23 protein-coding genes and 2 pseudogenes are annotated in these 26,857 nt (G+C 68.7%); 6 read left to right on the top strand and 19 right to left on the bottom strand.

Features of this window, described 5'->3' with window-relative positions:
• The 8 genes and pseudogenes from ACQKDV_RS08700 to ACQKDV_RS08665 form a co-directional block, all read right to left on the bottom strand.
• Positions 1 to 171 (bottom strand): annotated as a pseudogene (locus ACQKDV_RS08700) (AAA family ATPase); the annotation flags it as partial.
• Complete coding sequence (locus ACQKDV_RS08695; RefSeq protein WP_427783360.1) at positions 168 to 1,358, bottom strand: DUF4350 domain-containing protein; 1,191 nt, start codon at positions 1,356 to 1,358, stop codon at positions 168 to 170. The pseudogene ACQKDV_RS08700 and the gene ACQKDV_RS08695, both read right to left, overlap by 4 nt.
• Positions 1,355 to 2,998: a DUF4129 domain-containing protein gene (locus tag ACQKDV_RS08690; RefSeq protein WP_427783362.1), complete on the bottom strand. Its 1,644-nt coding sequence runs from the start codon at positions 2,996 to 2,998 to the stop codon at positions 1,355 to 1,357. Before ACQKDV_RS08690 ends, ACQKDV_RS08695 begins: the two co-directional genes overlap by 4 nt.
• A complete protein-coding gene (locus ACQKDV_RS08685) occupies positions 2,988 to 3,980 on the bottom strand; it encodes a stage II sporulation protein M (protein ID WP_427783359.1) in 993 nt (330 codons plus the stop codon). Before ACQKDV_RS08685 ends, ACQKDV_RS08690 begins: the two co-directional genes overlap by 11 nt.
• Positions 3,977 to 4,666, bottom strand: coding sequence for an RDD family protein (locus ACQKDV_RS08680; RefSeq protein ID WP_427783358.1), 690 nt, complete (start codon positions 4,664 to 4,666; stop codon positions 3,977 to 3,979). Before ACQKDV_RS08680 ends, ACQKDV_RS08685 begins: the two co-directional genes overlap by 4 nt.
• Positions 4,667 to 4,789: 123 nt before the next feature.
• Positions 4,790 to 5,320, bottom strand: coding sequence for a gamma carbonic anhydrase family protein (locus ACQKDV_RS08675; RefSeq protein ID WP_427783357.1), 531 nt, complete (start codon positions 5,318 to 5,320; stop codon positions 4,790 to 4,792).
• Between the two features lie 132 nt (positions 5,321 to 5,452).
• Positions 5,453 to 7,342 (bottom strand): tRNA uridine-5-carboxymethylaminomethyl(34) synthesis enzyme MnmG, encoded by a 1,890-nt coding sequence (gene mnmG, locus ACQKDV_RS08670; protein ID WP_427783356.1) that lies wholly within the window; start codon positions 7,340 to 7,342, stop codon positions 5,453 to 5,455.
• Between the two features lie 692 nt (positions 7,343 to 8,034).
• A complete protein-coding gene (locus tag ACQKDV_RS08665; RefSeq protein ID WP_427783355.1) occupies positions 8,035 to 8,532 on the bottom strand; it encodes a hypothetical protein in 498 nt (165 codons plus the stop codon).
• 157 nt (positions 8,533 to 8,689) lie between these two features.
• Here ACQKDV_RS08665 and ACQKDV_RS08660 point away from each other — a divergent pair, with 157 nt between their 5' ends.
• Positions 8,690 to 9,652, top strand: a complete 963-nt coding sequence (locus ACQKDV_RS08660) for a pyridoxal-phosphate dependent enzyme (RefSeq protein ID WP_427783354.1) — start codon at positions 8,690 to 8,692, stop codon at positions 9,650 to 9,652.
• Complete coding sequence (locus ACQKDV_RS08655; RefSeq protein WP_427783361.1) at positions 9,637 to 10,281, top strand: YdcF family protein; 645 nt, start codon at positions 9,637 to 9,639, stop codon at positions 10,279 to 10,281. The genes ACQKDV_RS08660 and ACQKDV_RS08655 overlap by 16 nt, the downstream gene beginning before the upstream one ends.
• A gap of 119 nt (positions 10,282 to 10,400) precedes the next feature.
• Here ACQKDV_RS08655 and bioC read toward each other — a convergent pair whose 3' ends face one another.
• The 5 genes from bioC to bioB all read right to left on the bottom strand — a co-directional run bounded on the left by bioC (position 10,401) and on the right by bioB (position 15,240).
• The gene (gene bioC / locus ACQKDV_RS08650) at positions 10,401 to 11,285 is read right to left on the bottom strand and encodes a malonyl-ACP O-methyltransferase BioC (RefSeq protein ID WP_427783353.1); all 885 of its coding nucleotides are present in this window, start codon (positions 11,283 to 11,285) and stop codon (positions 10,401 to 10,403) included.
• Between the two features lie 12 nt (positions 11,286 to 11,297).
• Positions 11,298 to 12,077, bottom strand: a complete 780-nt coding sequence (locus ACQKDV_RS08645; protein ID WP_427783352.1) for an SDR family oxidoreductase — start codon at positions 12,075 to 12,077, stop codon at positions 11,298 to 11,300.
• A gap of 29 nt (positions 12,078 to 12,106) precedes the next feature.
• On the bottom strand, positions 12,107 to 12,886 hold the full coding sequence (gene bioH / locus ACQKDV_RS08640) for a pimeloyl-ACP methyl ester esterase BioH (protein ID WP_427783351.1): 780 nt from the start codon (positions 12,884 to 12,886) through the stop codon (positions 12,107 to 12,109).
• A 19-nt stretch (positions 12,887 to 12,905) separates the two neighbouring features.
• Positions 12,906 to 14,129 (bottom strand): 8-amino-7-oxononanoate synthase, encoded by a 1,224-nt coding sequence (gene bioF / locus ACQKDV_RS08635; RefSeq protein ID WP_427783350.1) that lies wholly within the window; start codon positions 14,127 to 14,129, stop codon positions 12,906 to 12,908.
• 67 nt (positions 14,130 to 14,196) lie between these two features.
• Entirely contained in the window at positions 14,197 to 15,240 is a 1,044-nt protein-coding gene (gene bioB, locus ACQKDV_RS08630) for a biotin synthase BioB (protein ID WP_427783349.1), read from the bottom strand.
• Positions 15,241 to 15,384: 144 nt separating this feature from the next.
• Here bioB and ACQKDV_RS08625 point away from each other — a divergent pair, with 144 nt between their 5' ends.
• From ACQKDV_RS08625 to ACQKDV_RS08615, 3 genes are all read left to right on the top strand, one after another.
• Positions 15,385 to 15,930, top strand: coding sequence for a CbrC family protein (locus tag ACQKDV_RS08625; protein WP_427783348.1), 546 nt, complete (start codon positions 15,385 to 15,387; stop codon positions 15,928 to 15,930).
• A gap of 573 nt (positions 15,931 to 16,503) precedes the next feature.
• Complete coding sequence (locus ACQKDV_RS08620) at positions 16,504 to 17,190, top strand: ComF family protein (protein ID WP_427783347.1); 687 nt, start codon at positions 16,504 to 16,506, stop codon at positions 17,188 to 17,190.
• A gap of 183 nt (positions 17,191 to 17,373) precedes the next feature.
• Positions 17,374 to 17,934, top strand: coding sequence for an HdeD family acid-resistance protein (locus tag ACQKDV_RS08615; protein WP_427783346.1), 561 nt, complete (start codon positions 17,374 to 17,376; stop codon positions 17,932 to 17,934).
• 106 nt (positions 17,935 to 18,040) lie between these two features.
• Here the strand turns inward: ACQKDV_RS08615 and ACQKDV_RS08610 are convergent, their stop codons facing one another.
• From ACQKDV_RS08610 to ACQKDV_RS08585, 6 genes are all read right to left on the bottom strand, one after another.
• On the bottom strand, positions 18,041 to 19,819 hold the full coding sequence (locus ACQKDV_RS08610; protein ID WP_427783345.1) for an MFS transporter: 1,779 nt from the start codon (positions 19,817 to 19,819) through the stop codon (positions 18,041 to 18,043).
• Positions 19,820 to 19,924: 105 nt separating this feature from the next.
• Positions 19,925 to 21,037, bottom strand: coding sequence for an N-acetylglucosamine-6-phosphate deacetylase (nagA, locus tag ACQKDV_RS08605; RefSeq protein WP_427783344.1), 1,113 nt, complete (start codon positions 21,035 to 21,037; stop codon positions 19,925 to 19,927).
• Positions 21,034 to 21,810 (bottom strand): DeoR family transcriptional regulator, encoded by a 777-nt coding sequence (locus tag ACQKDV_RS08600; protein WP_427783343.1) that lies wholly within the window; start codon positions 21,808 to 21,810, stop codon positions 21,034 to 21,036. The genes nagA and ACQKDV_RS08600 overlap by 4 nt, the downstream gene beginning before the upstream one ends.
• A 34-nt stretch (positions 21,811 to 21,844) precedes the next feature.
• Complete coding sequence (locus ACQKDV_RS08595; RefSeq protein WP_427783342.1) at positions 21,845 to 23,179, bottom strand: D-tagatose-bisphosphate aldolase, class II, non-catalytic subunit; 1,335 nt, start codon at positions 23,177 to 23,179, stop codon at positions 21,845 to 21,847.
• Positions 23,180 to 23,196: 17 nt separating this feature from the next.
• Positions 23,197 to 24,135, bottom strand: coding sequence for an ROK family protein (locus tag ACQKDV_RS08590; protein ID WP_427783341.1), 939 nt, complete (start codon positions 24,133 to 24,135; stop codon positions 23,197 to 23,199).
• Positions 24,128 to 25,294 (bottom strand): SIS domain-containing protein, encoded by a 1,167-nt coding sequence (locus ACQKDV_RS08585; RefSeq protein WP_427783340.1) that lies wholly within the window; start codon positions 25,292 to 25,294, stop codon positions 24,128 to 24,130. Before ACQKDV_RS08585 ends, ACQKDV_RS08590 begins: the two co-directional genes overlap by 8 nt.
• Before the next feature lie 322 nt (positions 25,295 to 25,616).
• Between ACQKDV_RS08585 and ACQKDV_RS08580 the strand changes: the two are divergent.
• Positions 25,617 to 26,857 (top strand): annotated as a pseudogene (locus tag ACQKDV_RS08580) (glycosyl hydrolase); the annotation flags it as partial.

Here is a 26,857-nt window from a genome sequence, read left to right as displayed (position 1 = left end):
CCCGGGCACGCCTTCGATGAGTACGTGGCCGCCGGCCAGCAGCGCCACCATGATCTGGTCGAGTACGTCGGCCTGGCCGATGAAGGCGCGGCCGACGGCATCGCGGATGGCATCGACGCGTTCGATCAGGCGGGCGGCAGCAGCCGCCGGAAGCTCAGGGGCATCGGTCATAGCAGGGATCTCATCTGGAGCAGCAAGCGGATGCGCTCGCGCAGGGCGGAGGAATCGTGCGGCGAAGGAGCGGTAAGGGCGGTGGCCACGCGGCTGACCGGCCACTGCAGGACTTCGGCGATGGCCTGGTCGCGGGCAGCGCCATCGAGCGCGGCTGCCACCGGCGCACGCAGGCGCAGGCGATGCAGGAACAGCGCCTGCACCGCGTTGTACAGCGGCGCGGCGTGGCCGAAGCGCAGCAGCAGTTCGCCACTGGCGCGTACATGTTCCAGCAGCGAGCGACGCTCGACCACCGGTGAAGGCAGCACGCTGCCCAGGCGCTGCGCACGCGCCCACAGCCAGCCCAGCAGGGCCAGCAGCAGCGGGATCCATACCGGCCAGCCCTGCAGCACGATGCGCGCGAGCAGCGTGGGCGGGCGGCTGCCGTACACCAGCCACACCGTGCCGCGCCCGTAATTCGGGTCCAGCAGGTAGCGGGTCAGATCACGGTGGGCGAGGTCGTGCAGGCCATCGCGCTGCGGTGCATCCTTGGCGGTCGTACGCTTGCGCGGCAACGGGGCGGCACCGGCACCGCGCATGAAATCCATGTCGGCCAGCACGTCGATGCGGCCCTTGCCGTGGCGCAGGCGGGCGAACACCAGGTCGCCCTCACGGCCCCAGTGGCGCTCGGCATCGGCGCGGGCCTGGAAGCCGAGGCTGAAGCGGCGCCCGCGGCAGAACTCCTCGTGGCTGGGGTCATCCTCGACGTGGAAGCGCTGGCAGCGCGCCTTGTGGAACAGGCTTTCCACGCCGATGCGATCCAGCAGCGGGCCTTGGGTTGTGCTGGCCGTGTCCTTGCCCGGTGGCTGCGTGCGCAGCAGCAGATGGCCGCCACGCCCGACCCAGTCCAGCAGCGCCTGTACGGTGGGTGGTGGCAGGTCGCGGGTGTCCTGCAGCAGCACCACGGTGTCGGTGTCGGCCAGTGCCATCTTTGCCAGCTGCAGGCGCTGCCGTGACTGCACCTCGATGCCGTCGGCGCGCAGCGCCTGCCCCAGCACGTACAGCGGGTTGTAGCTGGCTTCGCCGCGCGGCGGCAGCACCACGGTTTCGGTCACCTTTTCGTGCGTGCGCAGGAACAGGATGGTGAGCGGCACGCCGAGCAGGACCAGCAGGCCCAGCAGCAGGGACCAGAAAATGCGCGGGCTCATGCCGTCCACCCGAACTGCTGGCGCAGGGTGGTGGCCAGGTCATCGAACGCCTCGCGCGTGGGCAGGTGGCCGCCATAGGCCGCGTACTGCCACACGCGCACGATGCGCGCGAACAGGTCGCGGTCAGCGGCCTCGGGCAGGCGTCGTGAAGCGCGCAGGCACTGCGCCTCGGTGGCGCCCGGCGGCAGCGCGGTGCCGGTGCGCTCGACCAGGGTGCGCACGCTGGCCCGGTACAGAAGGGCCAGCGCTTCGCGCGGGCGGCCCTGGTCCCACAGCACACCGGCCTGGGTGGCAACATCCGGCGGCAGCACCGCCGGCATCTGTACTGTTTCTTCCTGCACGCGCGGTGCGTCCTGGCTGGCCTTGCGCCGGCCGGTGCCACGCAGCCAGGGCCACCACAGGCGGGCGGTCAGCAACAGCACCAGCAGCGCCGCGCCGAGCAGGCCCCACAGGCCCCATTCGGCGGCGCGCGCCAGCAGCTTCAGATTGCGGTGGCTGCTGCTGGGTCTGGCCGTCTCATCCTTGCGGTTGCTTTTCTCCTTGTCCTTTTCCACAGCGCCGTCGATCGGCTTCCACTCGGTGACCTGGCGCATCGGCCGCTGCAGCGGATCTTCATAGGCACGGTTCACGGCCTGGCGGAAACCGGCGGTGTCCACCGGCACCTCGCCAAAAATGCCGGCGCTGGTATTGGCCGGATCATTGGCGGCGTTGGCTTCTTCGCCTTCGCCTTCGCCTTCGCCTTCGTCCGCGTCTGCTTCAGCCTGCCCGCCAGCCCAGGCTTCGTCTGCGGCCTGTCGGGCGGCGTCCGCCTCCGCGTCCTGCGCGTGGGCAGGGGCCAGCGGCAGCGCCAGCCACAGCAGCACGGCCAGCGTCGATGCGGCCGGCAGCAGGCGCTCGCGCAGCCGGCGCAGGGCGATTTCCACGTCCCAGGCCTCCATCTGCGTGCGCCGGTTGAGGTACAGGCCGAAGCCGGCACCGACGTAGAACGGCCCGATCAGTGCCGCAGCCAGCCAGCTCAGCAGGTTCAGCGCCAGCTTCGCCCACCACGGGGTGTCAACGCTGACCAGTGCCCACGCCGCGCGCCAGGACTCGGGCAGCAGTTCCAGCGGAATGAACATGAAGGTCAGGGCGATCGCGCCGGTCACCAGCACCAGCTCGAAGGCCAGGCAGATCAGCGCCAGGACCATCGCCGAGCCGGCGGCTCCGGCGGCCACTGCGCGCCGTCGCGGGCCACGCTGTGCCGGTGCATTGCCTTCCAGCAGGTTGACCGGCAGGCACAGGCTGCGCAGCAGGCTGAAGCGGCGCCAGCCCAGGTAACCCCAGAATCCGCTGCCGCCCCAGTGCCGCGGCGCGGCCAGCGCACCGCGTGCGCTTACCTGCTCGCCGAAGATGCCGCGTGACAGTACGTACAGCGGCGCGCGTTCGAACAGCGGCTTGCACCACCACATCGCCAGCCACGCCCAGCCGAAGCCATCCAGCCACCCGCCCAGCACGTTGAACAGCACGAACAGCGGCGCACTGGCCAGCAGCCAGCTGCCCCACACCGCGCGGGCATGGCGGCGCGACAGGGCAGTGCCCAGTTCCATGGCTTCCCAGCTGCTGCGTGCGCGCAGGGCCACGTCCAGCTTGTCAATCCGCACGTTCACCCCCGCGGCCACCGCGCCACAGCCACAGCAGCACGCCGGCCCACAACACGCCGGCCACGCTGTACTTCACCGCGGCAGGGATCTGCGCGATCGACGACCAGAATGCCTCCACGAAGGCCGCCAGCAGCAGCATGAAGGCCACGCCCAGGCACAGCCGCGCACCGATGCGGCCGCCTTCCACCAGTGCGTCGATGCGTCGGCGCCGACCCGGCGCCAGCAGCTTCATGCCCAGCTGCAGGCCGGCACCGCCTGCGATCACGATGGCGGTCAGCTCGAAGGCGGCATGGCCGACCACGAAGCGCCAGAACGGATCGCCATGGCCGATGTGCTGCAGGTGCCCCGCCACGGCACCCATGGTGATGCCGTTGAACAGCAGTACCAGCAGCGTGCCCAGCCCGGCCAGCAGGCCGCTGGCGAAGGTGCGCAGGGCGATGCTGATGTTGTTCAGGATGTAGTAGCCGAACATCATCCAGTCGGTGCCGCTGTCACGCCCCAGCCGATCAGCGGCCGGGTCGTACATGCGTTCCATCTCTGCGATCTGGCTGTTGTCCATCAGCAGGTGGATGCTGTCCGGGTACAGCTGCACCAGCGCGAAGCAGGCCAGGGCCGGCAGAGCGAACATCGCCAGTGCCACCCACATGCTGGGTGCCTGGCTGCGCACCAGCTGCGGGAAGTCGGCCACCAGGAATTCCAGCGCACGCCGCCAGCGAACCGGAGGGGTGCGATAGAGCACGCTGTGACCCTGCTGCATCAACTGCTGCAGGCGTTGCACCAGTTGCGGGCTGTAGCCACGTTCGCGGGCCAGTGCCAGCTGCTGGCACTGGCGGCGGTAGCGCTGGGGAAACGCGACATCGCCAGGGTCACCGGCCTCGGGCCTGCGCCGCGTGCGACGCGACGCGCTGGCACGCTGCTGCAGCCACTGTTCCAGATCCTGCCATTCCTGCTGGTGGCGGGCGACGAACTGTTCCTGCTTCATCGGCGGCCCAGCAGCCAGTTGGCCATGGCATACAGGCGCAGCACGCCCACCTGTCCGGATGTGCCGGTCAGTGGTTCGGCAATGCTGGCCAGTTCCTGCTGGCGGCCCGGCGACAGGCGGGGGGCGCGTTCGGCAAAGGCCAGCACCACGGCCTGTTCCTGCGGCCGCAGCGGTTGCGAGGGCACCAGCACGCTGTCGATGGTGGCCGGCGGCTGCAGGTAACGCATCGGCTCGTGCACCACCACGGTACCGGCCACCAGGTCGCCCAGGCGGCGGCCGTAAGGATCGAACAGGCTGCTGAGCAGGCCCAGGGCATACGCGAACGGCAGCATGTCCACGGTGCGCAGCAGGTTGCGGGTGATCGAGGCCATCCAGCCCACCGGCGCGCCATCGCGCGACAGCACGCGCAGGCCCAGCGCCCGCTTGCCCAGGGTGCGGCCCCACAGTGCCTCGCAGATGATCGGGTAGGCCCACATCAGCAGGAACATCAGCGCCATGTAGATGCCGCGGCCGAATTCATCGAGCAGCGCCAGCGGAATGGACAGCAGCACCAGTGCGCCGAAGCGGATGACCAGATCGACCAGCCATGCCAGCGCGCGCGGCATCGGCCCGGCGGTCGGCAACTGCAGCGGCACGCCTTCCGGCGTTACCACCTCGCGGTAGGTATCGAGCATCGGCGTGGCCATCAGGGCGATGGCCTGGATCGTGGGCGCTGGAGTCCTCTCCGGCGTGCTGCCACAGGCATGGGGGTCTCGACGGTTCCTGGTCGGGCCTCGACTCTAGCAGAGCATGACGGCCGGCGACGCAGCTCAGCCCAGGTATTCGTCCTTCAGGCGCACGTAGTGGTCGGCCGAATAATGCAGCGACTCGATCTCCTTGTCGCTGAGCGTGCGTGCCGGGCGCGCCGGGTTGCCCACCCACAGTTCGCCTTCACCGACCACCTTGCCCGGGCCGACCACCGCGCCAGCACCGACGAAGGCATGGCGCTCGACGCGCGCACCGTCGAGGATGCAGGCACCCATGCCGATCAGGCTGTAATCGCCGATGGTGCAGGCGTGGATGATGCAGCCGTGGCCGACGGTCACGCCTTCGCCGATGAGAGTCGGGTAGCCGGCCTTGTTGAACGGGCTGTGGTGGCTGACGTGGATGATGGTGCCGTCCTGCACGTTGGTGCGTGCGCCGACGCGCACGAAATTGACGTCGCCGCGGATGATCGTGCCCGGCCAGATGGAGACATCGTCGGCCAGCTCGACATCACCGATGAGCGTGCAGGCCGGGTCGACGTACACGCGCTGGCCAAGCACCGGCATCTTGTCGCGGAAGGGGCGCAGGGGGTGCATCGCTGTCTCCAGGGTGGGGCAAACACGACGATGATACCCGGCAGAGGCATCGGTAGCGCCGGGCCACGCCCGGCGGCCGTTCGCGTGCCGCTACGCTCGCCGGGCATGGCCCGGCGCTACCACTGATGCGCGTTACGCCACGCGGCCGCGGCGGGCGCGTTCCAGGTGCACCAGCAGCAGCGAGATCGCCGCCGGGGTCATGCCGGGGATGCGCTGCGCCTGGCCGATGGTCTGCGGGCGCACGCGTTCCAGCTTCTGCAGCACTTCAGCCGACAGCCCACGCACCGTGGCGTAGTCAAAGCCTTCGCCAATCGGGGTGGCTTCGTGGCGCTGCTGGCGTTCGATCTCCTCGCGCTGGCGGTCCAGGTAGCCGGCATACTTCACGCCGATCTCCACCTGCTCGGCCACCTTCGCATCTGCCACGGCCGGGCCCAGCGACGGCACCTGCATCAGCTGTGCGTAGTCCAGCTCCGGGCGCTTGATCAGGTCCAGCACGTTGGTCTCGCGGCTGACGGCCACGCCCAGCGTGTCCTGCACTTCGCGGCCCAGTGCATTGGCCGGGGTCGCCCACAGCGCAGCCAACCGTGCGCGCTCAGCGGCCACGGCGGCCTGCTTGGTCTCGAACGCACTCCAGCGGCGGTCATCCACCAGGCCCATCGCGCGGCCGGCCGGGGTGAGGCGCTGGTCGGCATTGTCCTCGCGCAGCTGCAGGCGGTATTCGGCGCGGCTGGTGAACATGCGGTACGGCTCGTTGGTGCCGTGGGTGATCAGGTCATCCACCAGCACGCCCAGGTAGGCTTCGTCGCGGCGCGGGCACCAGCCTTCCAGCCCACGCACCTGGCGTGCGGCGTTGAGGCCGGCCAGCAGGCCCTGCGCAGCGGCTTCTTCGTAGCCGGTAGTGCCGTTGATCTGGCCAGCGAAGAACAGGCCGTTGACCAGCTTGGTCTCCAGCGAAGCCTTCAGCCCGCGCGGGTCGAAGAAGTCGTATTCGATGGCATAGCCGGGGCGGGTAATGTGCGCGTTCTGGAAACCGCGGATGCTGCGCACCATGTCCAGCTGCACGTCGAACGGCAGCGAGGTGGAGATGCCGTTGGGATAGATCTCGACGATGCCAAGCCCTTCGGGCTCGACGAAGATCTGGTGGCTGGCCTTCTCGGCAAAGCGCACCACCTTGTCTTCGATGGACGGGCAGTAGCGCGGGCCGATGCCTTCGATCTGGCCGCTGTACAGCGGCGAGCGGTGCAGTGCATCGCGGATGATCTGGTGGGTCTGCTCGGTGGTGTGGGTGATCCAGCAGCTGACCTGCTGCGGATGCTCGTCCACCGAACCGAGGAAGGACATCACCGGGCGCGGCGTGTCGCCGGGCTGTTCGTCCATCACGCTGTAATCCAGCGAGCGGCCATCGATGCGCGGCGGCGTGCCGGTTTTCAGGCGGTCGACCTGGAACGGGCGCTCGCGCAGGCGTGCGGCCAGTGTGGTCGCCGGCGGGTCGCCCATGCGGCCGGCGGCGTACTGGGTCGGGCCGACGTGGATCTTGCCGGCCAGGAAGGTGCCGGCGGTCAGCACCACGGCCTCGGCATCGAAGCGCAGGCCGGTCTGGGTGATGACCCCGCGCACGGCGTCGCCTTCGATGACCAGGTCATCGACGGCTGCCTGGAACACGGTCAGGTTGGCCTGGCCTTCGACGATGGCGCGGATCGCCATGCGGTACAGGTTGCGGTCGGCCTGGCAGCGGGTGGCGCGCACGGCCGGGCCCTTGGAGGCGTTGAGCGTGCGCCACTGGATGCCGGCGCGGTCGGCGGCATGTGCCATGGCACCGCCGAGGGCATCGATTTCCTTGACCAGATGGCCCTTGCCGATCCCGCCGATGGCCGGGTTGCAGCTCATCGCGCCCACGGTTTCGATGTTGTGGGTCAGCAGCAGGGTGCGCACGCCGGTACGGGCTGCGGCCAGCGCGGCCTCGGTGCCGGCGTGGCCACCGCCGATGACGATGACGTCGTAACGATGGAAGGAGTGGGTCATGGAGGCAGGTCAGCAGGGGGCAGGCGCGGCCGGGGCGGCGCCGGGGTGGCGATTTTAGCGCCATTCGGACGGGGGCGACGGGCCCGGAGCGGGGCCGGGATGAAATCCGCCCTAAAGTTGGCAGGATTCTTGCGGATAACCCAATAGCACCCATCGTGGCTGGCGCCGCAGGCGCCGTTGACCGGAATTGGAACAGGGGCCGGTACAGGCGCACGGTGGGGAAGCAGAGGGCCGGCAGTCGGGGGACTGTCCGGCCCTGTTTTTTGGGGGCTGCCGGGAGCGCTTCATCCACGCATGGCGTGGATCTACTGACGCCAGGGTTGCCGACAATCCTGGTAGATCCACGCCATGGGTGGATTCCGTGGCGCCGCCGGAGGCCGGCAATCCTGGCAGATCCACGCCATGCGTGGATGCTTTTGCGCCTGCATCAAAAACAGACGGCCCCGCATTGCGGGGCCGTCTGCTTTCAGAGGTGCCGACATCCGACAGGGCCGGAACAGGGGGGATCCAGATGTTCCTGTCGGATATCGACGTAGAGCTTTTTGGGACCGGCCCTTAACGTTTTTGTCACTTTGTGACGCAGGCCGTCACCACCTGCTTAGAGTGCGGCCTGAACCACATGGAATGCAAGATGGTTCAGGGCTCAACTGTGCGCTGCGTCGCATGATCCACATTCCGCCACGGGGAACCGTTCATCGTTCCATGTTGCGCCACGGGGACCCGTTCGTCCTCGGCGCACGCGGTGCCGGTGCGGGACGTGCCTGGGGCGGTGCCGAGGGGCGCGCCTGCGGCGGAGCCGACGGACGAGCCGACGGCACGCCCGACTGCGGTGGCCGACGCATCGAGTCCATGTTCCGCCACGGTGAGCCGCCATTGTTCTGGCGCGGCGGCGGTGGCGGACGGTTCTCGCCGCCATCACCCGGGCGCGGCGGTGGCGGGCGGTGATTGTGGTGCGGCGGACGGTAGATCGGGCGGCCGTAGTACGGGTTGCCGTAGTAGCCGTAGCCATAACCGCCATAGCCGCCGTAGTAGGGGTAGCCATAGGACGGGTAGCCATACGGATAGTTGTATTCCGTCGATGGCGCACCGTGGTAATAGCTGCCGCCAGCACCGCCGCCGACATAGTCGTACGTGGAGCAGCCGGTCAGGGCCAGCAACAGGCCGCCGGCAAGCAACAGACGCATCTTCATGTGGGTCCCCCCAAGGACGGGTGTGCGGCCAGCTTCATGCGTGGGCATTGAATCGCTCCTTAATTGAGCCGGCGAGGATGAATGGCGGTGAAGGCCGGCATGCTGGCACGGCGTGGTGCGTGGTCGCCAGCGTGGGGGCATACGTTAATCTTGGGTCATGAGCGATTCACTGTTGCCCCGCGCCGAAGACGTCCTGGCCGCCGCTGCGCGGATTGCGCCACATGCCCATGTCACGCCGGTCCTGCGCTCGCAGGCGCTGGACGCCCTGGCCGGCACGCAGCTGGCGTTCAAGGCCGAGCACCTGCAGCGCGGAGGCGCATTCAAGTTCCGGGGTGCCTGCAACGCGGTGTGGTCGCTGGATGCCGACCGTGCTGAGGCCGGTGTGGTCACCCATTCTTCTGGCAACCATGGCGCCGCCCTGGCGCTGGCGGCGCGTACCCGCGGCATTCCGTGCCACGTGGTGGTGCCCGAAGGGGCGGTAGCGGCCAAGCTGGCCAATATCGCCCGCCATGGCGCCACCCTGTGGCGCTGCCCGCCGACGATCGCCGACCGCGAGGCCACCTGCGCCCGGGTGCAGGCCGACACCGGCGCGACCCTGGTGCACCCTTATGCCGACCCGGCGGTGATGGCGGGGCAGGGCACTGCGGCGCTTGAGCTGCTGCACAGCGACGGCCCGTTCGATGTACTGGTGGTGCCTGTGGGTGGTGGTGGCCTGGCCAGTGGAACTGCTCTGGCCCTGCAGCACGCCAGCCCGCAGACGCAACTGGTGCTGGCCGAACCGGCCGGTGCCGATGACACGGCGCGCTCGCTGGCCGCCGGCCAGCGCGTGACCGGTTTCACCCCCGACACGATCTGCGATGGCCTGCGTACCCTGATCGGCGCGCCGAATTTCCAACTGCTGCAGGCCGCCGGTGCCGAGGTGATCGTGGTCGACGACGACGCCACCCGGGCAGCGATGCGCCTGCTGTGGGAGGTCTTGAAGCAGGTGGTGGAGCCGTCCTCGGCCACCGTGCTGGCCGCGGTGCTGGCCCAGCCGGCGCGGTTTGCGGGCCAGCGCGTGGGCCTGGTGCTGTCCGGCGGCAACGTCGATCTGCCGGCGCTGCGCTGGGAGGTGGCGTGAGCCGCGGCCGTCACCCACCGCGCACCGGCCTGCTGGGCTGGGTGTGGCGTCTTTTCGTGCTGGTGCTGGTGTGGCTGCTGGGCGTCACCGCCTGGATCGTCTGGGTGGGTGAGCGCGACCAGGCCGCCAAGGCCGACGCCATCATCGTACTGGGTGCGGCGGCCTACGATGCCAAGCCCTCGCCGGTGTTCGAAGAACGCATCCGCCATGGCCTGGACCTGTACCAGGCCGGCTACGCGCCGCTGCTGATCTTCACCGGCGGTTATGGCGGCGCCGGTGCACGCTTCTCCGAATCGCAGGTGGCGCGGCGCTACGCGTTGAAGCACGGCGTGCCGGACGACGCCATCCTCATCGAGACCGCCTCGCGCAATACGGTGCAGAACCTGGTGGAAGCCAAGCGGTTGATGGAGCAGCGCAGGCTGCACACGGTCATCATCGTCAGCGACCCGCTGCACATGGCGCGCGCGCTGCGCCTGAGCCAGGCCCTGGGCATCGATGCGCTGGCCTCGTCCACGCCGAGCACGCGTTTCCGCAGCTTCCACACCAGCTGGCGGTTCCTGGTGCAGGAAATCTATTTCTTCCACCGCGACCTGGTGCGGCCGCCGTTGAGTTCGACGGCGAACACCTGACGGCACGCCGCTGCGCTCGCCGGGCCATGCCCGGCGGCGCCTCTGGTAGGTGCCAACCAAGGTTGGCACCTACCAGAGCGGGATCGCGGTCGATCGTCAGAAGCGGTTCGAGGCGATCGTCACGTCTGCTTGCGGCGGATCGGGATGGCCGACACCGGTACCGAGGCGATGTCGTGGCCGCCTTCGCGGATCGGGGCACCCGGGTCCGGCGCCCAGGCGTGCGCGTAGATCACTTCCCAGCTGCTGGGAAGTTTGCCGTCGGCACGGCGCATCGGTTCATACGCGGCTGCGGCGGTGGCAAAACGGCCACGCCCGGTCAGGGTATGGCGGCGGTCCACCCGTGCATTGGTCGCGCCCAGTGCGCGCAGCTCGCGCATCAGCGCGGGCAGATCATCGTAGGTCAGAGTGAACAGGTCACGGTCCAGTACCGGGTCGCGGAAGCCGGCCATCATCAACGCATCGCCGAACTGGGCGATCTGCGCGAAGCGGCTGACATGCGGACGGTCGTCGGCGGCGGCGAACGCTTCGTTCAATTCCACCAGCGTTTCCGGGCCAAAGGTGGAACACAGCAGCAGGCCGCCGGGCTTGAGCACGCGGCGGAAGCCGGCGAACACGGCAGGCAGGTCATCCAGCCACTGCAGGCACAGGTTGCTGAAGATCACATCGACGCTGTTGTCGGCCAGCGGCAGCGCGGCGGCATCACCGCACAGGCGCTGGAAGGGCTTCCACCAGCCGGCCTGGCGCTTGGCCTGGTCCAGCATCGGCAGCGCCACGTCCATCGCGATTACCTGTGCCTTCGGCCAGCGCTTCTTCATCAGCGCGCTTGCGTGGCCGGTACCGGCCCCGATGTCCAGCACCACCTCCGGCTTGCGGGCTTCCAGATAGTCCAGCGATTCGATCAGCCGTGACTGCACCTCGCGCTGCAGGGCAGCGGCGGCGTCATAGCTGTTGGCGGCACGGGCGAACGCGCGGCGGACGTGGCGGGCATCGAAGTGGGACGGCATTGCAGAAGTCTCTTAGAACGTACCGGGGTAGGCGCCGCCGTCGATCAGCAGGTTCTGCCCGGTGAGGTAACCGGCCTGCGCACTGCACAGGAAGGCGCAGGCGGCGCCGAACTCGTCCGGCGTGCCGAAGCGGCCGGCGGGGATCTGCTGGCGGCGGCGGTCTGCCACCGCCTGCACATCGCCGTCCTCGCCCGCCGCGTGGGCGAAGTTGGCGCGCAGGCGGTCGGTGTCGAACTGGCCGGGCAGCAGGTTGTTGATCGTGACGTTGTGGCCGACCGTGCGCCGCGCCAGCCCGGCGACGAAGCCGGTCAGCCCGCTGCGCGCGCCGTTGGACAGCGCCAGCGTGTCGATCGGTGCCTTCACCGAGGACGAGGTGATGTTGACGATGCGGCCGAAGCCGCGCGCGATCATCGCGTCCACCGTGGCGCGGATCAGTGCGATCGGCGCCAGCATGTTGGCATCCAGTGCGGCGATCCAGTCGTCGCGCTCGAAGGTGCGGAAATCGCCCGGCGGCGGACCGCCAGCGTTGGTCACCACGATGTCGACCTGCGGGCAGGCGGCCAGCGCCTGTGCACGCCCGGCCTCGGTGGTGACGTCGGCGGCGACCGCTCGCACCTCGGCGGCACCGGGCAGGGCGCGCAGTTCATCTGCGGCGGCCTGCAGCGCGGCTTCGCCACGGGCCACGATCACCACGTTCACACCTTCGCCCACGAGGGCGCGTGCGCAGCCCAGGCCGAGGCCCTTGCTTGCGCCGCAGACCAGTGCCCAGCGGCCGGAAATACCCAGATCCATGCGTCAACCCTGCCGAATTCGGAAAGTGCTCATTGTCCGCCATCGGCCAGTGACAGGCCGGCAACGAAGTGTTGCAGGGCGGCGGCCACCTCATCAGCGTGGCCGAGGAAGGGGGCATGCCCGCCGTGGGCGATGGTCAGCGCCTGCGCGCCCGGGGCCAGTGCGGCGGCCGCCTGCATCGCAGCGGGCGACACCAGGCGGTCGCGCTGGCCGGCAATCCACAGGCTGGGCTTACCCAGGGTCGGCAGGGCGCCACGCAGGTCGGTGCCTTCCAGCAGGCGCAGGCCCTCCAGCAGCGCGCGCTCGGCCGGGGCGCCACGCTCGACCAGGCGCTGGCGCAGGGTACGCAGTTCCTCGCGGGCATGTGCCGAGCCCATCACATCCAACGCCAGAAAGCGTTCCAGGGTGCCGCCGAAGTCGCTGGCCAGGTCACGCCCGAACTGCTCGAACACCACCGGTTCCACCGCATGCGGCCAGCCGTCGCCGCGCACGAAGCGGGGTGTTGCGGCAATCATCGCCAGCCCGCGCACCTTGGGCAGGGTGGCTGCCGCGTGCAGCGCGAACAGGCCGCCCAGCGACCAGCCGCACCAGACCGCAGGCGGCGTGGCGGCGGCAATCGCGTTGACCACCTGCGGCAGGCGCAGCGGGGTGCTGTCGTCGCGGCTGTGGCCGTGGCCGGGCAGATCGACCCGATGCAGGGTGAAACGGTCGGACAGGCGCTGCACCAGTGGCGCGAACACGCCGCCCTGCAGGGCCCAGCCATGGATCAGAACCAGGTCCGGCCCGTGGCCGGTGACTTCGATATGCATGCGGTACGACGTACGCGGATCAGGCCAGGGCAGGCAGCGCAGGCGGCAGCACATCGCGCGGCGTGCCAGCGATGCGGTCGCGCGCCTGGGCGATGGCCTCCACCAGCTCGCGCACCTGTTCGGGGGTATGCAATGCCGACAGGGTGACGCGCAGCCGCGCCTTGCCCTCGGGCACCGTCGGCGGGCGGATGGCACCGACCAGCCAGCCGGCCTGCTCCAGCGCCTGCGACATCGCCACGGCGCTGTGGTCATCGGTACACAGCAGCGGCTGGATCGGGGTTTCCGAGGCCATCAGGTCCAGGCCATGGCGGCGTGCTTCTACGCGGAACAGGGCGATCAGGTCGGCCAGTTTGGCCCGGCGCCAATGGTCGCGGCGGGCCAGGCGCACCGCTTCCAGCGCCGAGGCGGCCAGGGCCGGTGGCATCGCGGTGGTGTAGATGTAGGGGCGTGCGGTTTCGGCCAGGTGTTCGACCAGGTCCTCGCGGCCCAGCACCAGCGCACCAGACCCGCCCAGAGCCTTGCCCAGGGTGACCAGCTGCAGCGGCACGTCGTCCACGCCCAGGCCGGCGGTGGCGACGGCGCCACGGCCATCGCCGAGTACGCCCACGCCATGCGCGTCATCCACGTAGAACAGCGCCTGCTGCAGGCGCGCGACCAGCGACAGCGCACGCAGCGGTGCAACATCACCGTCCATGCTGAAGACACCATCGGTGACCAGCATCGCCGCACCCTCGGGTGCATGCTTGAGCTGGCGCATGGCGCCTTCCGGGTCCAGGTGCGGGTAGCGGCGCAGGCGTGCGCCGGCCAGCCGGGTGGCATCGAGCAGGCTGGCGTGGTTGAGCTTGTCCTGTACGCAGACGTCGTTCTCTTCGCTCAGCAGCGCCTGCTGCACCGCCAGGTTGGCGGCAAAGCCGCTGCCGAACAACAGGGCGCGCGGGTAGCCGAGCCAGTCAGCCACTTCGCGCTCCAGCGCGTCGTGCAGTGCGTGGTGGCCGCAGACCAGGTGCGAGGCACCTGCGCCGGTGCCATCGCGCGCGGCCGCATCCTGCAGCGCGTTGACCACGCTGAACTGCTGGGCCAGGCCCAGGTAATCGTTGCTGCAGAAGCCGGTCAGCCAGCGCCCGTCAATTTCCAGGCGCACACCATCACGACGGGTGATCGTGCGCCGCGGGCGGCGACGGCCTTGTGCATCGCGCAAGGCGCGCTGGGCGTTGAGGCGGGCGGTCAGGTCGGGGCGGGCCATGCTGGCTTCAGGCGACGACGGGGCGGCTAGGGTAGCGCGTTGCCGCCACGCCTGCTCGGCTCCCGGCTCAGGCTGCGTGGGCGCAGCCACAGCCGGGGCCATCGGCGCTGATATCGGCATGCACGGTGCCGCCGTGGTCGTGGCCCTCGGCGTCCACCTTCACGGGCATCGGCTGCAGGCCCAGGCGCGCGAACAGGGCCAGGTCGCGCTCGCTTTCCGGGTTGCCGGTGGTCAGCAGTTTTTCGCCATGGAAGATCGAGTTGGCACCGGCCAGGAAGCACAGCGCCTGCAGCTCGTCGCTCATTGTTTCGCGGCCGGCCGACAGCCGCACCATCGAGCGTGGCATCGCAATGCGCGCCACCGCGATCATGCGCACGAATTCGAACGGGTCCAGTTCCGCGCTGCCATGCAGCGGGGTACCGGCCACCTGCACCAGCTTGTTGATCGGCACCGAATCGGGATGCGCCGGCAGCGTGGCCAGCGCCAGCAGCAGGCCGATGCGCTGTGCCCGTGTTTCGCCCATGCCGACGATGCCGCCGCAACAGGTCTTCAGCCCGGCGTCGCGCACGTGGCCCAGCGTATCCAGACGGTCCTGGTACTGGCGCGTGTGGATGATCGAATCGTAGTAGTCCGGCGCGGTGTCCAGATTGTGGTTGTAGTAGTCCAGGCCGGCATCCTTCAACGCGTGCGCCTGCTCGCCACTGAGCATGCCCAGGGTGGCGCAGGTTTCCAGGCCGAGCGCCTTCACCCCGGCGATCATCGCGGCGACCTTGGGGATGTCGCGGTCCTTCGGCGAGCGCCATGCCGCGCCCATGCAGAAGCGCGATGCACCGGCGGCCTTGGCCTGGCGTGCCTTGGCCAGCACCGCCTCGGTGTCCATCAGTTTCTGTGCGCTTACGCCCGTGGTGTAGCGCTGCGCCTGCGGGCAGTACGCGCAGTCTTCCGGGCAGCCACCGGTCTTCACCGAGAGCAGGGTGGACACCTGCACCTGGGCTGGATCGAAGTACGCGCGATGCACGCTGGCGGCGCGGAACAGCAGCTCCGGCAGGGGCAGGTCGAACAGGGCCTGCAGTTCATCGTGCTGCCAGTCGTGGCGGATGGCGGAAGCCATGGCGGGACCTTGGAAGGGCGTCGAGCGAGGGCGGCAGTGTCGGTGGGTGGGGTCACCCATGTCAACTCATATCATTCAATAATGGTTTACAGGTTGTTGGCCCCGGCACGACGCTAGACTGGGCCGCCCAGCAAACGAACTGCCATGGATCTGCCGCGCTTCACCTACCACCCCGACCCCGTCGCCACTGGCAGCGTGGTGGCTGCTGGCACGCCCTGCGTGTGCTGCGGTCAGTCGCGTGGGTTCGTCTACACCGGCCCGGTCCATGCCGAAGACGAGTACGAACAGCAGATCTGCCCGTGGTGCATTGCCGATGGCTCGGCGCATGCGCGCCTGGGCGCCACGTTTACCGACGAGGAGGGCGTGGGCGGTGGCGGTGAGTGGGATGAGGTTGATGAGGAGATCATCGACGAGATCGCACAGCGCACCCCGGGCTTCAACGGTTGGCAGCAGGAACAGTGGTGGACCCATTGCGGGGACGGCGCGCAGTTCATCGGCCGCGCTGGTCGCGCGGAACTGGAAGCACACGGTGAAGCCGCCGTGGCGGCGATCCAGGACAGCACCGGGCTGGATGACGGGCCGCAGTGGCAGCACTTTCTGGCGGCGTTGGACAAGGACGGATCACCCACGGCCTACCTGTTCCGCTGCCGGCACTGCGGCGCCGTGGGGGGGTACCAGGATTGCGATTGAGCGGAGCGCGTGCGTTGCAGCGCGCCTTGAGGTGCTGGTCCGGCCCAACCGGCGTCATCGCCGGCGTGACCGGGGCGAGACATGCGGATGATCTGGCACGTGCCAGCGCCAAGGGAAGTCCACCGCCCGACTTCAGCTTGTTCTGCAGTTCCGGTGCCACTGTTGTGGGATGGCGGCGATAGAATCCCCGCCGCAGTACTGACCAATGGTCGGGAATCCATTCGGGTGGGGAGTCTGGCGCAGCATCGAATCGCTCAGGGTCCGGCCTGTTGCTGCTGCGTCTTCTGTGCCTCCTTCTGCAGGTGAGGGTCCTGGGTTTCGCCTTGCTTGAAATACCACAGCACCGAGGGCAGGGCCATGACCTGCGGCCGACGACCAGTACGACAATGACGATTCGGGTCTGCGTGTTCATCTGGAGTAAGCAGAGGGTGGAAACAGGGGCTGAACCACGGCACCGGCACTGTGCAGCGCCCGTGTCGACACGCTGTCCGGCAGGCACAAGGAAAGGAAACCGACAATAGGACGGGCATATGCCCGATTCCGCTCGCGACCTGCAGCAGGCAGGCTCGTCGCATGCTGAAGAGAATGCTGCCTTTGCTCGCTGCCTCGGTGCGCTGCCTGCTGCTGCCGCTGCGCTGCCTGGTCTGCCAGGACCGGGGCCACGATGGCCTGGACCTGTGCGCGGCCTGTCTTGCCGGTATCCCGTGGTCTGGCCGTGCCTGCCTGCGTTGCGCGCTGCCACTGCCGGACAGCGCGCTGCCCGTGTGTGGCACCTGCCGCGAGGAGCCTCCGCCGCAGGCCGCCACCCATGCCAGCCTGCTGTACCTGCCGCCGGTGGACCAGTTGCTGGTGCGTTACAAGTTCCACCAGGACCTGGCCGCGGGACGGCTGTTGGCGCAGTTGATGCAACGGCAGCCGCCACCGTGGACGTGCCTGCCGCTGGTGCCGGTGCCGTTGCATCCGCGTCGCCTGCGGCAGCGCGGTTATGACCAGGCCGGGGAGCTGTGCCGCCTGCTGCGGCAACCGCGGTGGCGCGGCCTGTACCGCCGCCGGCATACCGCGCCACAGTCGGAACGCAGTGCCGAACAGCGCCGCGACAATCTGTTCGATGCCTTCGATGTGCAGGGTGTGGTGCCGCCCCGGTTGACGGTCGTGGATGATGTGATGACCACCGGCAGCACCGTGCTGGAAGTGGCCGAAACCCTGCGCCTGGTGGGGGCGGCAGAGGTGCGCGTGTGGGTGTGCGCGCGGGTGCCGTAATGCTGGCGGTAGAGTCGACCGTTGGTCGACTGCCCTCCCTTCAGATCGCGAGAAACCTCGCGCTGCGCGCGATAGTCGACCAACGGTCGACTCTACCCGGTCGCCTGCCCCTGAGTTGCTGTGATGGTGCCTTCAACGGCTCCGGCGCTAGGATGGGGCGTCAACCTGATCGTAGGAGTGGTCATGCTGTCTCCCGAATCTTCTCCATCGCCGCTGTTGTCGGCCATCGGCCGCAGCTGGCCGATCCTGCTGCTGTATGGCGTGGTCGCGCTCGGCTTCGGCATCACCGCGATCGGCTGGCCGATGGCCGCAGCCACTGCGCTGGCCTGGGCATTGGGCCTGATGGCCGTCGTTGAAGGTGTCATCAGCGTGCTCGCGCTGATCAGCGGTGGCAGCGGCGCACCGCGTGGCTGGCTGCTGCTGTACGCGGTGGCGTCGCTGGGCTTCGGCACGCTGGCGGTGATCAATCCACTGGCCACCGCCAGCGTGCTGGTGCTGCTGCTGGCCGCTTGGCTGCTGGTGGCGGGCATCTACCGCATCGTGTTTGCCGTGCGCGTGCGCAGGCACATCCAGGGCGAGTGGGTACTGATCCTCAGTGGCGTGCTGGCCATCGTCCTGGGCCTGTTGTTTGCAGCCAACCCGCTGGCCGGCGTGGCCGTCACCGCATTGTGGATCGGCATCGGCAGCCTGCTGTATGGGCTGCTGCAGATTGTCGTGGCACTTAAACTGAGAAAGCTCCGGTAGAGTCGACCGTTGGTCGACTGCCGTTCCCATCCGTACCAGACAGGCCCGCGCTGCGCGGGGTAGTCGACTAACAGTCGACTCTACCCGTCGACTCTACCCTCCGGCTCTACCTGGCAAAGCGCGCCTCGATCTCCTCCAGCGACTTGCCCTTGGTTTCCGGCAGCCACAGGGCGGCCACCAGGAAGAACACGAAGGTGCAGCCGGCCCAGAACAGGAACATGCTGGCATAGCCATGGTGCCCCACGGTGGGCAGGAACAGCGCGGCGATAGTGGTGGACACGAACTGGTTGATGAGCAGGGCGATGCTCATGCCGTTGGAGCGGATGCGGTTGGGCATCAGCTCCGACAGGGCCAGCCATACGCACACGCCGGGGCCGACCGCGAAGAACGCCACGAACACCAGGATGCAGGCGGCCACGGCCCAGCCGTGCGCCGGTGGCGGCACTGGGCCGATGCGCGCCTGTTCAATGCGCAGCGGTGCCTGCGCGGCACTGGCCGGGTCGGCGAAGGGGTTCAGATGAAGTTTGCGGAAGAGTGCACCGATGACGCTGTCCGGCTGCACGGTACCAGCGCGTTCGATGCGCAGTTCGCGGTCACCCAGGTTGTCGCTGCGCAGGGCGCGCACGTTGGTGAAATCACCATACGCATAGGACACGGTCAGCTGCAGCGGTCGGCCTTCGCGGTCGGTGCTGCCGGCCAGGCGTCGCCACTGCGCGTCATCCAGCACCAGCTGCAGACCATCACCGCTCACTGCGGCCTGTAGTTGCGGCTGTACGTCGGCGCGGCCGCGTTCGGCCTGGAAGAACAACGTCGCGGCGGCCAGCAGGGCCACGCAGATGCCGCCGCTGCCCAGCATCAGCAGGAACTTGCGGCCCTTACGGTCGACCAGCAGCAGGGCGACCACGGTCATCACCGCGTTGAGCAGCTTGATCGCTACATCCGCGCCATTGGCTACCGAACCGGACAGGCCCGCCTGGTTGAGGATGTTGACCGCGTAGGCCAGCACCGAGTTGATGCCGGTGGCCTGGGTGCAGGCCAGCACCACGCAGGCCAGCAGGAACGGCACCACGTAGCGCCGGCTCAGAAGCGGATCGCGGCGGCCTTCGCGGCTGCGCGATTCGGGTGCCTGGATCTGTGCCAGCGTGGGTTCGACATCGCCAGCAGGCAGCACGCGCTGCAGGCTGCGGCGCGCATCGTCCATGCGGCCCCGACGCACCAGCCAACGCGGCGATTCGGTCAGCCAGAAGATGCCCGCGCAGAACAGCAGGCCCGGTGCCAGGCAGCTCCAGAAGATGGTGCGCCACGCATGGTCCTTCACTGCAAACAGCGCCTGTGCCTGTTGCGCCTGCGGCAGCGAATGCACGGCCTCGGCAGCAGCATCCACGGCATGCGCCTGGTAGAGGCCGATGAGTGCGGCCAGCACCAGACCGATGGTCAGCAGCAGTTGGAACATCGCTGCACCGCGACCGCGTCGCTCGGGCGTGAGGACCTCGGCCAGATACAGCGGCACCACCACGCCGATCAACCCGCCGCTGATGCCTTGCAGCAGGCGGCCCAGCAGCAGCGGCGTGTAGCCCGAAGCCAGCGCCATGATCGGGATGGAGGCGGTGAACAGCAGGCCGGCCAGCAGCATCGCGCCGCGGCGGCCGATCAGGTCGGCCACCATGCCGGCGAACAGCGAGGACAGCACGCTGCCCAGCAGCACCGCCGCCACGACGAAACCCAGCTGCTGGCTGCTGAGCTGCCAGGCGTGGCTGGCAGTAGCTTCCAGGTAGGGCAGGGCACCGGCGATGATGCCGATGTCGATGCCGTACAGCAGGCCACCCAGGCCACCGATGAAGAGCAGGTAGCGGACGGGCCAGCGCGGGGTAGTGCGTGCAGTCATCGACAGGTTCCCAGGAGGCGTTTCAGTGCGGATTGCTTCTGTAGAGTCGAGCCATGCTCGACTGCTTTGCCGCGCCATGCGCGGTGAGTCGAGCATGGCTCGACTCTACAAATCGACCACCTGCCCGCCGATGACCACCTGCTGAAGACGCAGCCCGGCATCCATCACCACCAGGTCGGCGCGGGCGTCGGGCGCGACGCGGCCGCGATCCTCCAGGCCGAGATAGGCGGCGGGGAAGGTGGAAACGCGCTGCGAGGCATCTGCCAGATCCAGGCCCACCTGCACCAGGTTGCGCAACGCCTGGTCCATGGTCAGCGCGCTGCCCGCCAACGAACCGCTGGCCAGGCGCACGCAGCCGCCGCACTTGTGCACGCGCTGCTCGCCCAGCGCGTATTCGCCATCGGGCATGCCGGTGGCGGCGGTGGCGTCGGTCACCGCGTACAGGCGCGGAATCGCGCGCGCGGCCAGGCGGATCACACCGGGGTGGATGTGCTGCAGGTCGGGAATGATCTCGGCGTACTGCGCATGCGCCAGCGCCGTCGCGGCAATGCCCGGGCGGTAGTGGTCCACGCCGGTCATGCCATTGAACAGGTGGGTGAAGCCGGACGCACCGGCCTGCAGTGCGGCCACGCCTTCTTCGTAGGTGCCGGCACTGTGGCCGAGCTGCACGCGGATGCCCATGGCCGCCAGCGCGGGAATCAAGGCGGTGTGCTCGCCGATCTCCGGCGCCAGCGTGATCACCCGGATCGGCGCCAGCGCGTGCAGCTGGTGCACCAGCGCCAGCGTTGCCTCGATGGTGCGGTTGGGCTGCGCACCCAGCCGCTGCGGGCTGATGAAGGGACCCTCCAGATGCACGCCGGCGATGGTCGCGGCCTCAGCGTCCGGTGCCGCCATGGTTGCGGCCACGCCCTGCAGCGCATGTTCGATTTCGTCGAGGCCGGCGGTCATGGTGGTCGCCAGCAGGGTGGTGGTACCGAAGCGCAGATGGGTGCGGGCGATGGTGCGTGCCACGTCGCCGCCCTGCATCAGATCCACGCCGGCGGCGCCATGCACGTGCAGGTCGATGAAGCCGGGCAGGATCACCGGCAGCTGCAGGTCGTCAGCGCCGCTGTGGTCATCCACCTGCAACTGGCGGATGTGCGAATCAAACTGGACGTGGCCACGGCGCCAGCCCAGCGGGGTGAGGATGCGGCCGTGCAGGCTCCGGGTGTCGGTCATGGCGGTGTCTCGGCGATGATCACTTCGATGCCCAGCCGTTGCAGCCCTTCGCGGGTGGCATCGTCAATGCCGGCATCGGTGATGATGGCGTGGATCTGGTCCAGGCGGGCGATGCGGTGCAGGCTGACGCGGCCGAACTTGGAGGCGTCGGTGAGCACCACGATGCGGCGCGCGCGCTCGACCATGCGATGGTTGAGGCGGGCTTCGGCTTCATCGTGGGTGGTCAGGCCGAACTGCAGATCCAGGCCGTCCACGCCCAGGAACAGGGTGTCGAAGCTGTAGGAGGTGAGGCTGGCTTCGGCCTGGCTGCCCTGCAGCGAGAGCGACTGCTGGCGCAGCAGGCCGCCGGTCAGCAGTACGGTGATGCCCGGCGCGTTGGCCAGTTCCCAGGCGATGTTCAGGCCGTTGGTCATCACCGTTACGTCGCGGTGGCCGCGCAGGTGCCGGGCCAGAGTCATGGTGGTGGAGCCGGAGTCGATGATGATGTTGTCACCGGCCTGCACCAGCCGCGCGGCAGCCGTACCAATGGACTCCTTCAGCGGCAGGTTCAGCGCATCCTTCTCGTGGATGTCCTGTTCCTGCGGCGGCGTGCGCACCAAGGTGGCACCGCCGTGGGTGCGGGTGGCCAGGCCCTGCGCCTCGAAGTGGGTGAGATCGGCACGGATGGTCACCGCAGACACGCCGAAGCGCGCAACCAGATCGGCCACCTGCACCGCGCCCTGCTCGATCAGCAGTTGCAGGATCTGTTGCCGGCGGGAGCGGGTGTTGCGCATGGCCATCTCTCGGTGTCGTCGGGAACGGTAGAGATTAGCCGTTCGCAGGAACGGAGGCAGCCGAACGTGCGTTCTGCGTGCGGCTGCCGGCCTGGTTGGCACTGCAGGCGCGGGCGTATTCGCCCAGGCACTGGCCGATGCGGTGCTGGACCAGCGCGCTGGGCGTATTGGCCAGGCTGCCCTCGCGGACGGCGCGGTACTGTTCGGGCAGGTACTGGCTGAGCAGCACCAGCGGCGGCGCGTGCTGTTCCAGGTTGGCGAACAGGGTCTGCACCGCCTGCACCAGCGCGGGCTCACCCCAGTAGTAGCGGCAGCGGTCGCTGAAGGAGAAGCTGCGCAGCAGGCGCAGTTCGTCCGCGTCGCCCTGATAGTAAGGCTGCCAGTACTTCGGCTGCGCCTGCATCACCTCGTCCAGCACCTGCGGCAGGCGCGAGCATTGCGCGTCCGGCAGCAGTTCGGCTTCGATGGCGGCCAGGGCGAACAGCGCTTCGCGATAGGCGAACGTCGCTGCCGGACCCACCTTGAGGATGGCGAAGTGGTCGCGTACCAGGGCATGCAGGCCGCTTTCGCGCTGGTAGTCGGTGGAATGCGCTTCGAACACGATGCGCGGCTGCTGTTCGAGGAAATCGGCGAGTTCGCTCGCGGCAACGGGGTCGTACTCGTGCACGCTGCTGTGGTCGAAGTCCACGCCCGGCTGCACCACCATCGCGATCACCCGCTGCCAGGCATCGTGCAGCGACGGTGTGTCGAACGCCTGCTGGTGGATGGCCAGGGTCTGCGCGGCGGCGGCCGGCGTGGTCACCTGCAGGCCGCCGGCCAGCGAGGCTTCACCACCGGGTACCGGCACTTCAGTACCGATGACATAGACCGGCGGCGGCAGGCCGTGTTCGGCGGCGGTGCGTTCGGCGATCCCGGCCAGCTCGGCCGAACGCGCGGCGACGATGGCATCGGGCAGCGGCACCGGGTCATCGGCGCAGGACATGCTGCAGTCCAGGTGGATCTTGTGAAAACCGGCGGCTACGTAGGCCTCGATCAGCACGCGCGCGTGGCTCATCGCTTCGGCGGCGGGGCGCTTCTGCCAGGCGTTGGGACCGAGGTGGTCGCCACCGAGGATCAGCCGCTCACGCGGGAAGCCTTCTTCATCGGCCAGCGCGCCGACGTAGTCGCGGTACTGCGGCGGGGTCATGCCGGTGTAGCCGCCGAACTGGTCGACCTGGTTGGAGGTCGCCTCGATCAACAGTGTGGTGTCGTGCGCCAGCGCCACGTGCATGGCCGCGCGCAGCACCTGTTCGTTGCTGCAGCAGACGCTGTACAGGCCGACGTTGGCACCGGCGCGGTGGGAAGCAAGCAGGGTCTGCAGCGGGGACATGGTCAGGCTCCGGTCGATCAGGAAAACGAGGGCTGGCAGGCCAGCAGGGCGGCACCGCGTGCACCACCGGCATCGCCGAAGCGCGGCGGCACGATGGGCGGTACCTGCACGCCGTTGAACAGATGCGCGGCGATGGCGGCCGGCAGTTGCTGGTACAGCGGCGCATGCTGCGACAGGCCACCGCCGAGCACGATCACGTGCGGGTCCAGCGCCAGCACCACCGCGGCCAGGCTGTGGCCCAGCAGGTCGCGGTGGATGTCCAGCGCCTGCCGGGCACGCACATCGCCGGCCTCGGCCAGGGCGATCACGGCGCTGGCATCGCGCGCGCTGCCGCCGAGATGGCGTTCGATCATCGCCACGCCGCTGCCGGACACGTAGCGCTCCACGCAGCCCAGCAGGCCGCAGCCGCAGTCCAGCAGGGGCAGGCCGTGGCGCTGCAGCAGGTGGCCGGGCACGCTCCAGTGGCCCCATTCGCCGGCCAGGCCGTTGAAGCCGGTCAGCAGGCGGCCCTGCAGGCAGAAGCCACCGCCGGCACCGGTGCCGAGGATGGCGCCGAACATGCTCGGGTAGCCCTCGGCGGCGCCCCCGTGCGCTTCGGACAGCGCAAAGCACTGCAGGTCATTGCCGAAATGCAGCGGCCGCTGCAGGCGTGCCTGCAGATCCTGCGCCACGCACTGGCCGGTCAGCGCCGGCACATTCGCGCTGAGCTGGCGGCCACTGCGCCGGTCGCGCACGCCGGGCAGGGCGATGCCGATGGCGGCGTCACGGTGCCCCAGCGCGGCATCGGCCTCGGCCACCAGCGCCACCACGGCCTGCAGGAAGCCGGCGTAGTCGCCCTGTGGCGTGGCCACGCGGCGGCGCCAGGTCACCTGCATCGCCGCATCGCACGCCACCAGCTCGATCTTGGTGCCGCCGATGTCGATGCCGTAGCAGGCGTGGGCGATCAGCTCAGCCATGATGGATGGTGACGCCCTGGACGACGCGGTTGACGGTGCCGTCCGGGAACGGATTGTCCGGGGTCAGGCCGAGAGCGGCCGAACGCTGCAGTGCGAACAGCTGCGCAAAGCCCAGCCATACCGGCGCCAGCCACGGGTCATCGAGGGCCGGTTCAAACACCGGCACACGGAGGGTGTACTCGTCATCGGCACCGATATCCGAATGCGGGCCGATCGCCAGCACCTGGCCGGCCACGCCATCGCGGCGCAGTTCTTCCAGCAGATCCTGTTCGTAACGGCGCGCCAGCGGCTGCACGCTGCGCAGTACCACCACCAGGGTGTTGCCATCCAGCGTCGACTTGGGGCCATGACGGAAGCCCAGTGGTGTGTTGGCCAGCGCCAGCACGCGGCCGGCGGTCAGCTCCAGCACCTTCAGCGCGCACTCGCGCGCCAGCGCCTCCAGCGGGCCGCTGCCGAGGTAGATGATGCGGTTGAACGGGCGCAGCGCCAGCACTGCCACCGGTGCATCCCACTGCGCCAGGCCTTCACGGGCCAGCGCGGCGATCTCCTTCAGGCGCGCCACGCGCGCATCCCACGGCGAGCGATCAAACACGGTCAGCGCCGCCAGCAGCATGCAGGTCAGGCTGCTGGTCATGGCGAAGGCGCGGTCGCAGCTGGCCGAGGGCATCAGCAGGGTGCAGGTGTCGGCACGGCCGGCGCCGCGGCGGGCCAGTTCGCCATCGGCGTTGCAGGTTATGTCGAGGAAGCGCGCGTCGGCCACATCAGCGCGCACGCGGTCCACCGCCGCCATGCTTTCCGGGCTGGAACCACTGCGGCCGAACGACACCAGCAGCGTCGGGCGGTTGCGCTGCAGGTACAGCCCCGGGTGGGTCAGCAGACTGGTGGTGTGCACCACGCGCACCTCTGCCGGCCACTGCGCGTTGATCGCATCGGCCACCATCTCGGCGATGAAGCCGGAGCTGCCGGCGCCGGTGAACAGCACGCGTTGGTTGGGATCGTTGAGGCTGTCGCCGAGGAAGGCCAGCAGGCGGTCGCGGGCACGCGACAGGTCCTGGGCGAGCGCTTCCCACAGCGCAGGCTGCTGGGCGATTTCGGTAGCGGTATCGGCTCCGCCCCGGCGCTGCCAGGCGGACACATCGGAAAGCAGGGTGACGTCCATTCGGAGGTTCCAGTTGGGCCAGCGCACCATCTGCGTTTTCTTTCGAAATGTCAAATACCGAAAGAAAAAAGAAAGAAAGCGGGGGCTGGATTTTTCTCGGATCGAGGGACAGAAGAAAACGAAAGAAACGATCCGATGCCGTATCGCACAATGCTAAACAGGCGGATGCAAGCGATTACAGAAAGCACTGCACCACATCAACTTTCGTTTCAGCGGAATATAACTTCCTTTTCCCTTTCAATTTGTTGACATCTTTCGAATCGCTGCCCTAGAGTCGGCTCAATCGCTTTCGAAACGCCCGGTGAACGGGTTGGGAGTCCGCGTGGAAAACTGCGTTCGTCGCTCGCCTCTGCTGCTGGCCCTGGTACCGGCATTGATGCTGGCGTCCACGTCGGCCCATGCCGAGCCGGTCGGCAACCTGCGTTCGGTCAGCGCCAGCGACAGCCGCGACGGCGTGCAGGGCTGGGACCTGCAGACCGACAGCGGCGCGCGCATCCGCATCGAACTGCCGGCCGCGGACATCATCCGCGTGCAGGCCGGCCGCAAGGGCACCCTGACCGGGGCCGGCGACAAGGCTGCACCGATCGTGCTGCCGCAGCCCAAAGCCAACGCGCAGGCGCAGCTGGAAGAAGACGCGCAGGAAATCCGCGTGCGTACCGATGCACTGGTCCTGCATGTACAGCGGCAGCCACTGCGCATGCGCCTGGAGCGCCTGGACAATGGACAGCCGACCGCACTGTGGCAGGAACTGCAGCCGCTGGACCTGGATGCCTCGCAGAGTGTGCAGGTGCTGTCCTCGCAGGCCGATGAAGGCTACTTCGGTGGCGGCCAGCAGAACGGCCGCTACCAGTTCAAAGGTCGCGAACTGGAGGTGTCCTATTCCGGCGGCTGGGAAGAGGGCGACCGCCCCAGCCCGGCGCCGATGCTGCTCAGCAGCGGAGGCTGGGGCATGCTGCGCAATACGTGGAGCGATGGCAGCTACGACCTGCGCCAGCCCGACCAGGCCACCCTGCTGCATCGCGAAGACCGCTTCGACGCCTACTACTTCGTCGGCGCGGACCTGCCCAAGCTGATCGAACGCTATACCCAGCTGACCGGCCGCCCGAACATGGTCGCGCGCTGGGCGCTGTCCTACGGCGATGCCGACTGCTACAACGATGGCGACAACCGCAAGAAGCCCGGCACCGTGCCCGAAGGCTGGAGCGATGGCCCGACCGGCACCACGCCCGATGTGATCGACAGCGTGGCGAAACAGTACCGCGACCATGACATGCCCGGCGGCTGGATCCTGCCCAATGATGGCTACGGCTGCGGCTACCAGAAGCTGCCGGAGACCGTGCAGGGCCTGGCGAAGTACGGCTTCCGCACCGGTCTGTGGACCGAGAACGGCGTGGACAAGATCGCCTGGGAAGTGGGCAAGGCCGGCACCCGTGTGCAGAAGCTGGACGTGGCTTGGACCGGCAAGGGCTACCAGTTCGCGATGGACGCCAACCGCCAGGCGTTCAACGGCCGACACGCGGGCCGACCAGCGGCTGGTCAGCGGGCCGCCGTAGGCACCCTGCA

Source organism: Stenotrophomonas sp. NPDC077659 (assembly GCF_050268705.1).
Lineage (GTDB): Bacteria > Pseudomonadota > Gammaproteobacteria > Xanthomonadales > Xanthomonadaceae > Stenotrophomonas.
Note: the sequence above shows the minus strand (reverse complement) of the source record. Positions and strands in the feature narration are given on the sequence as shown.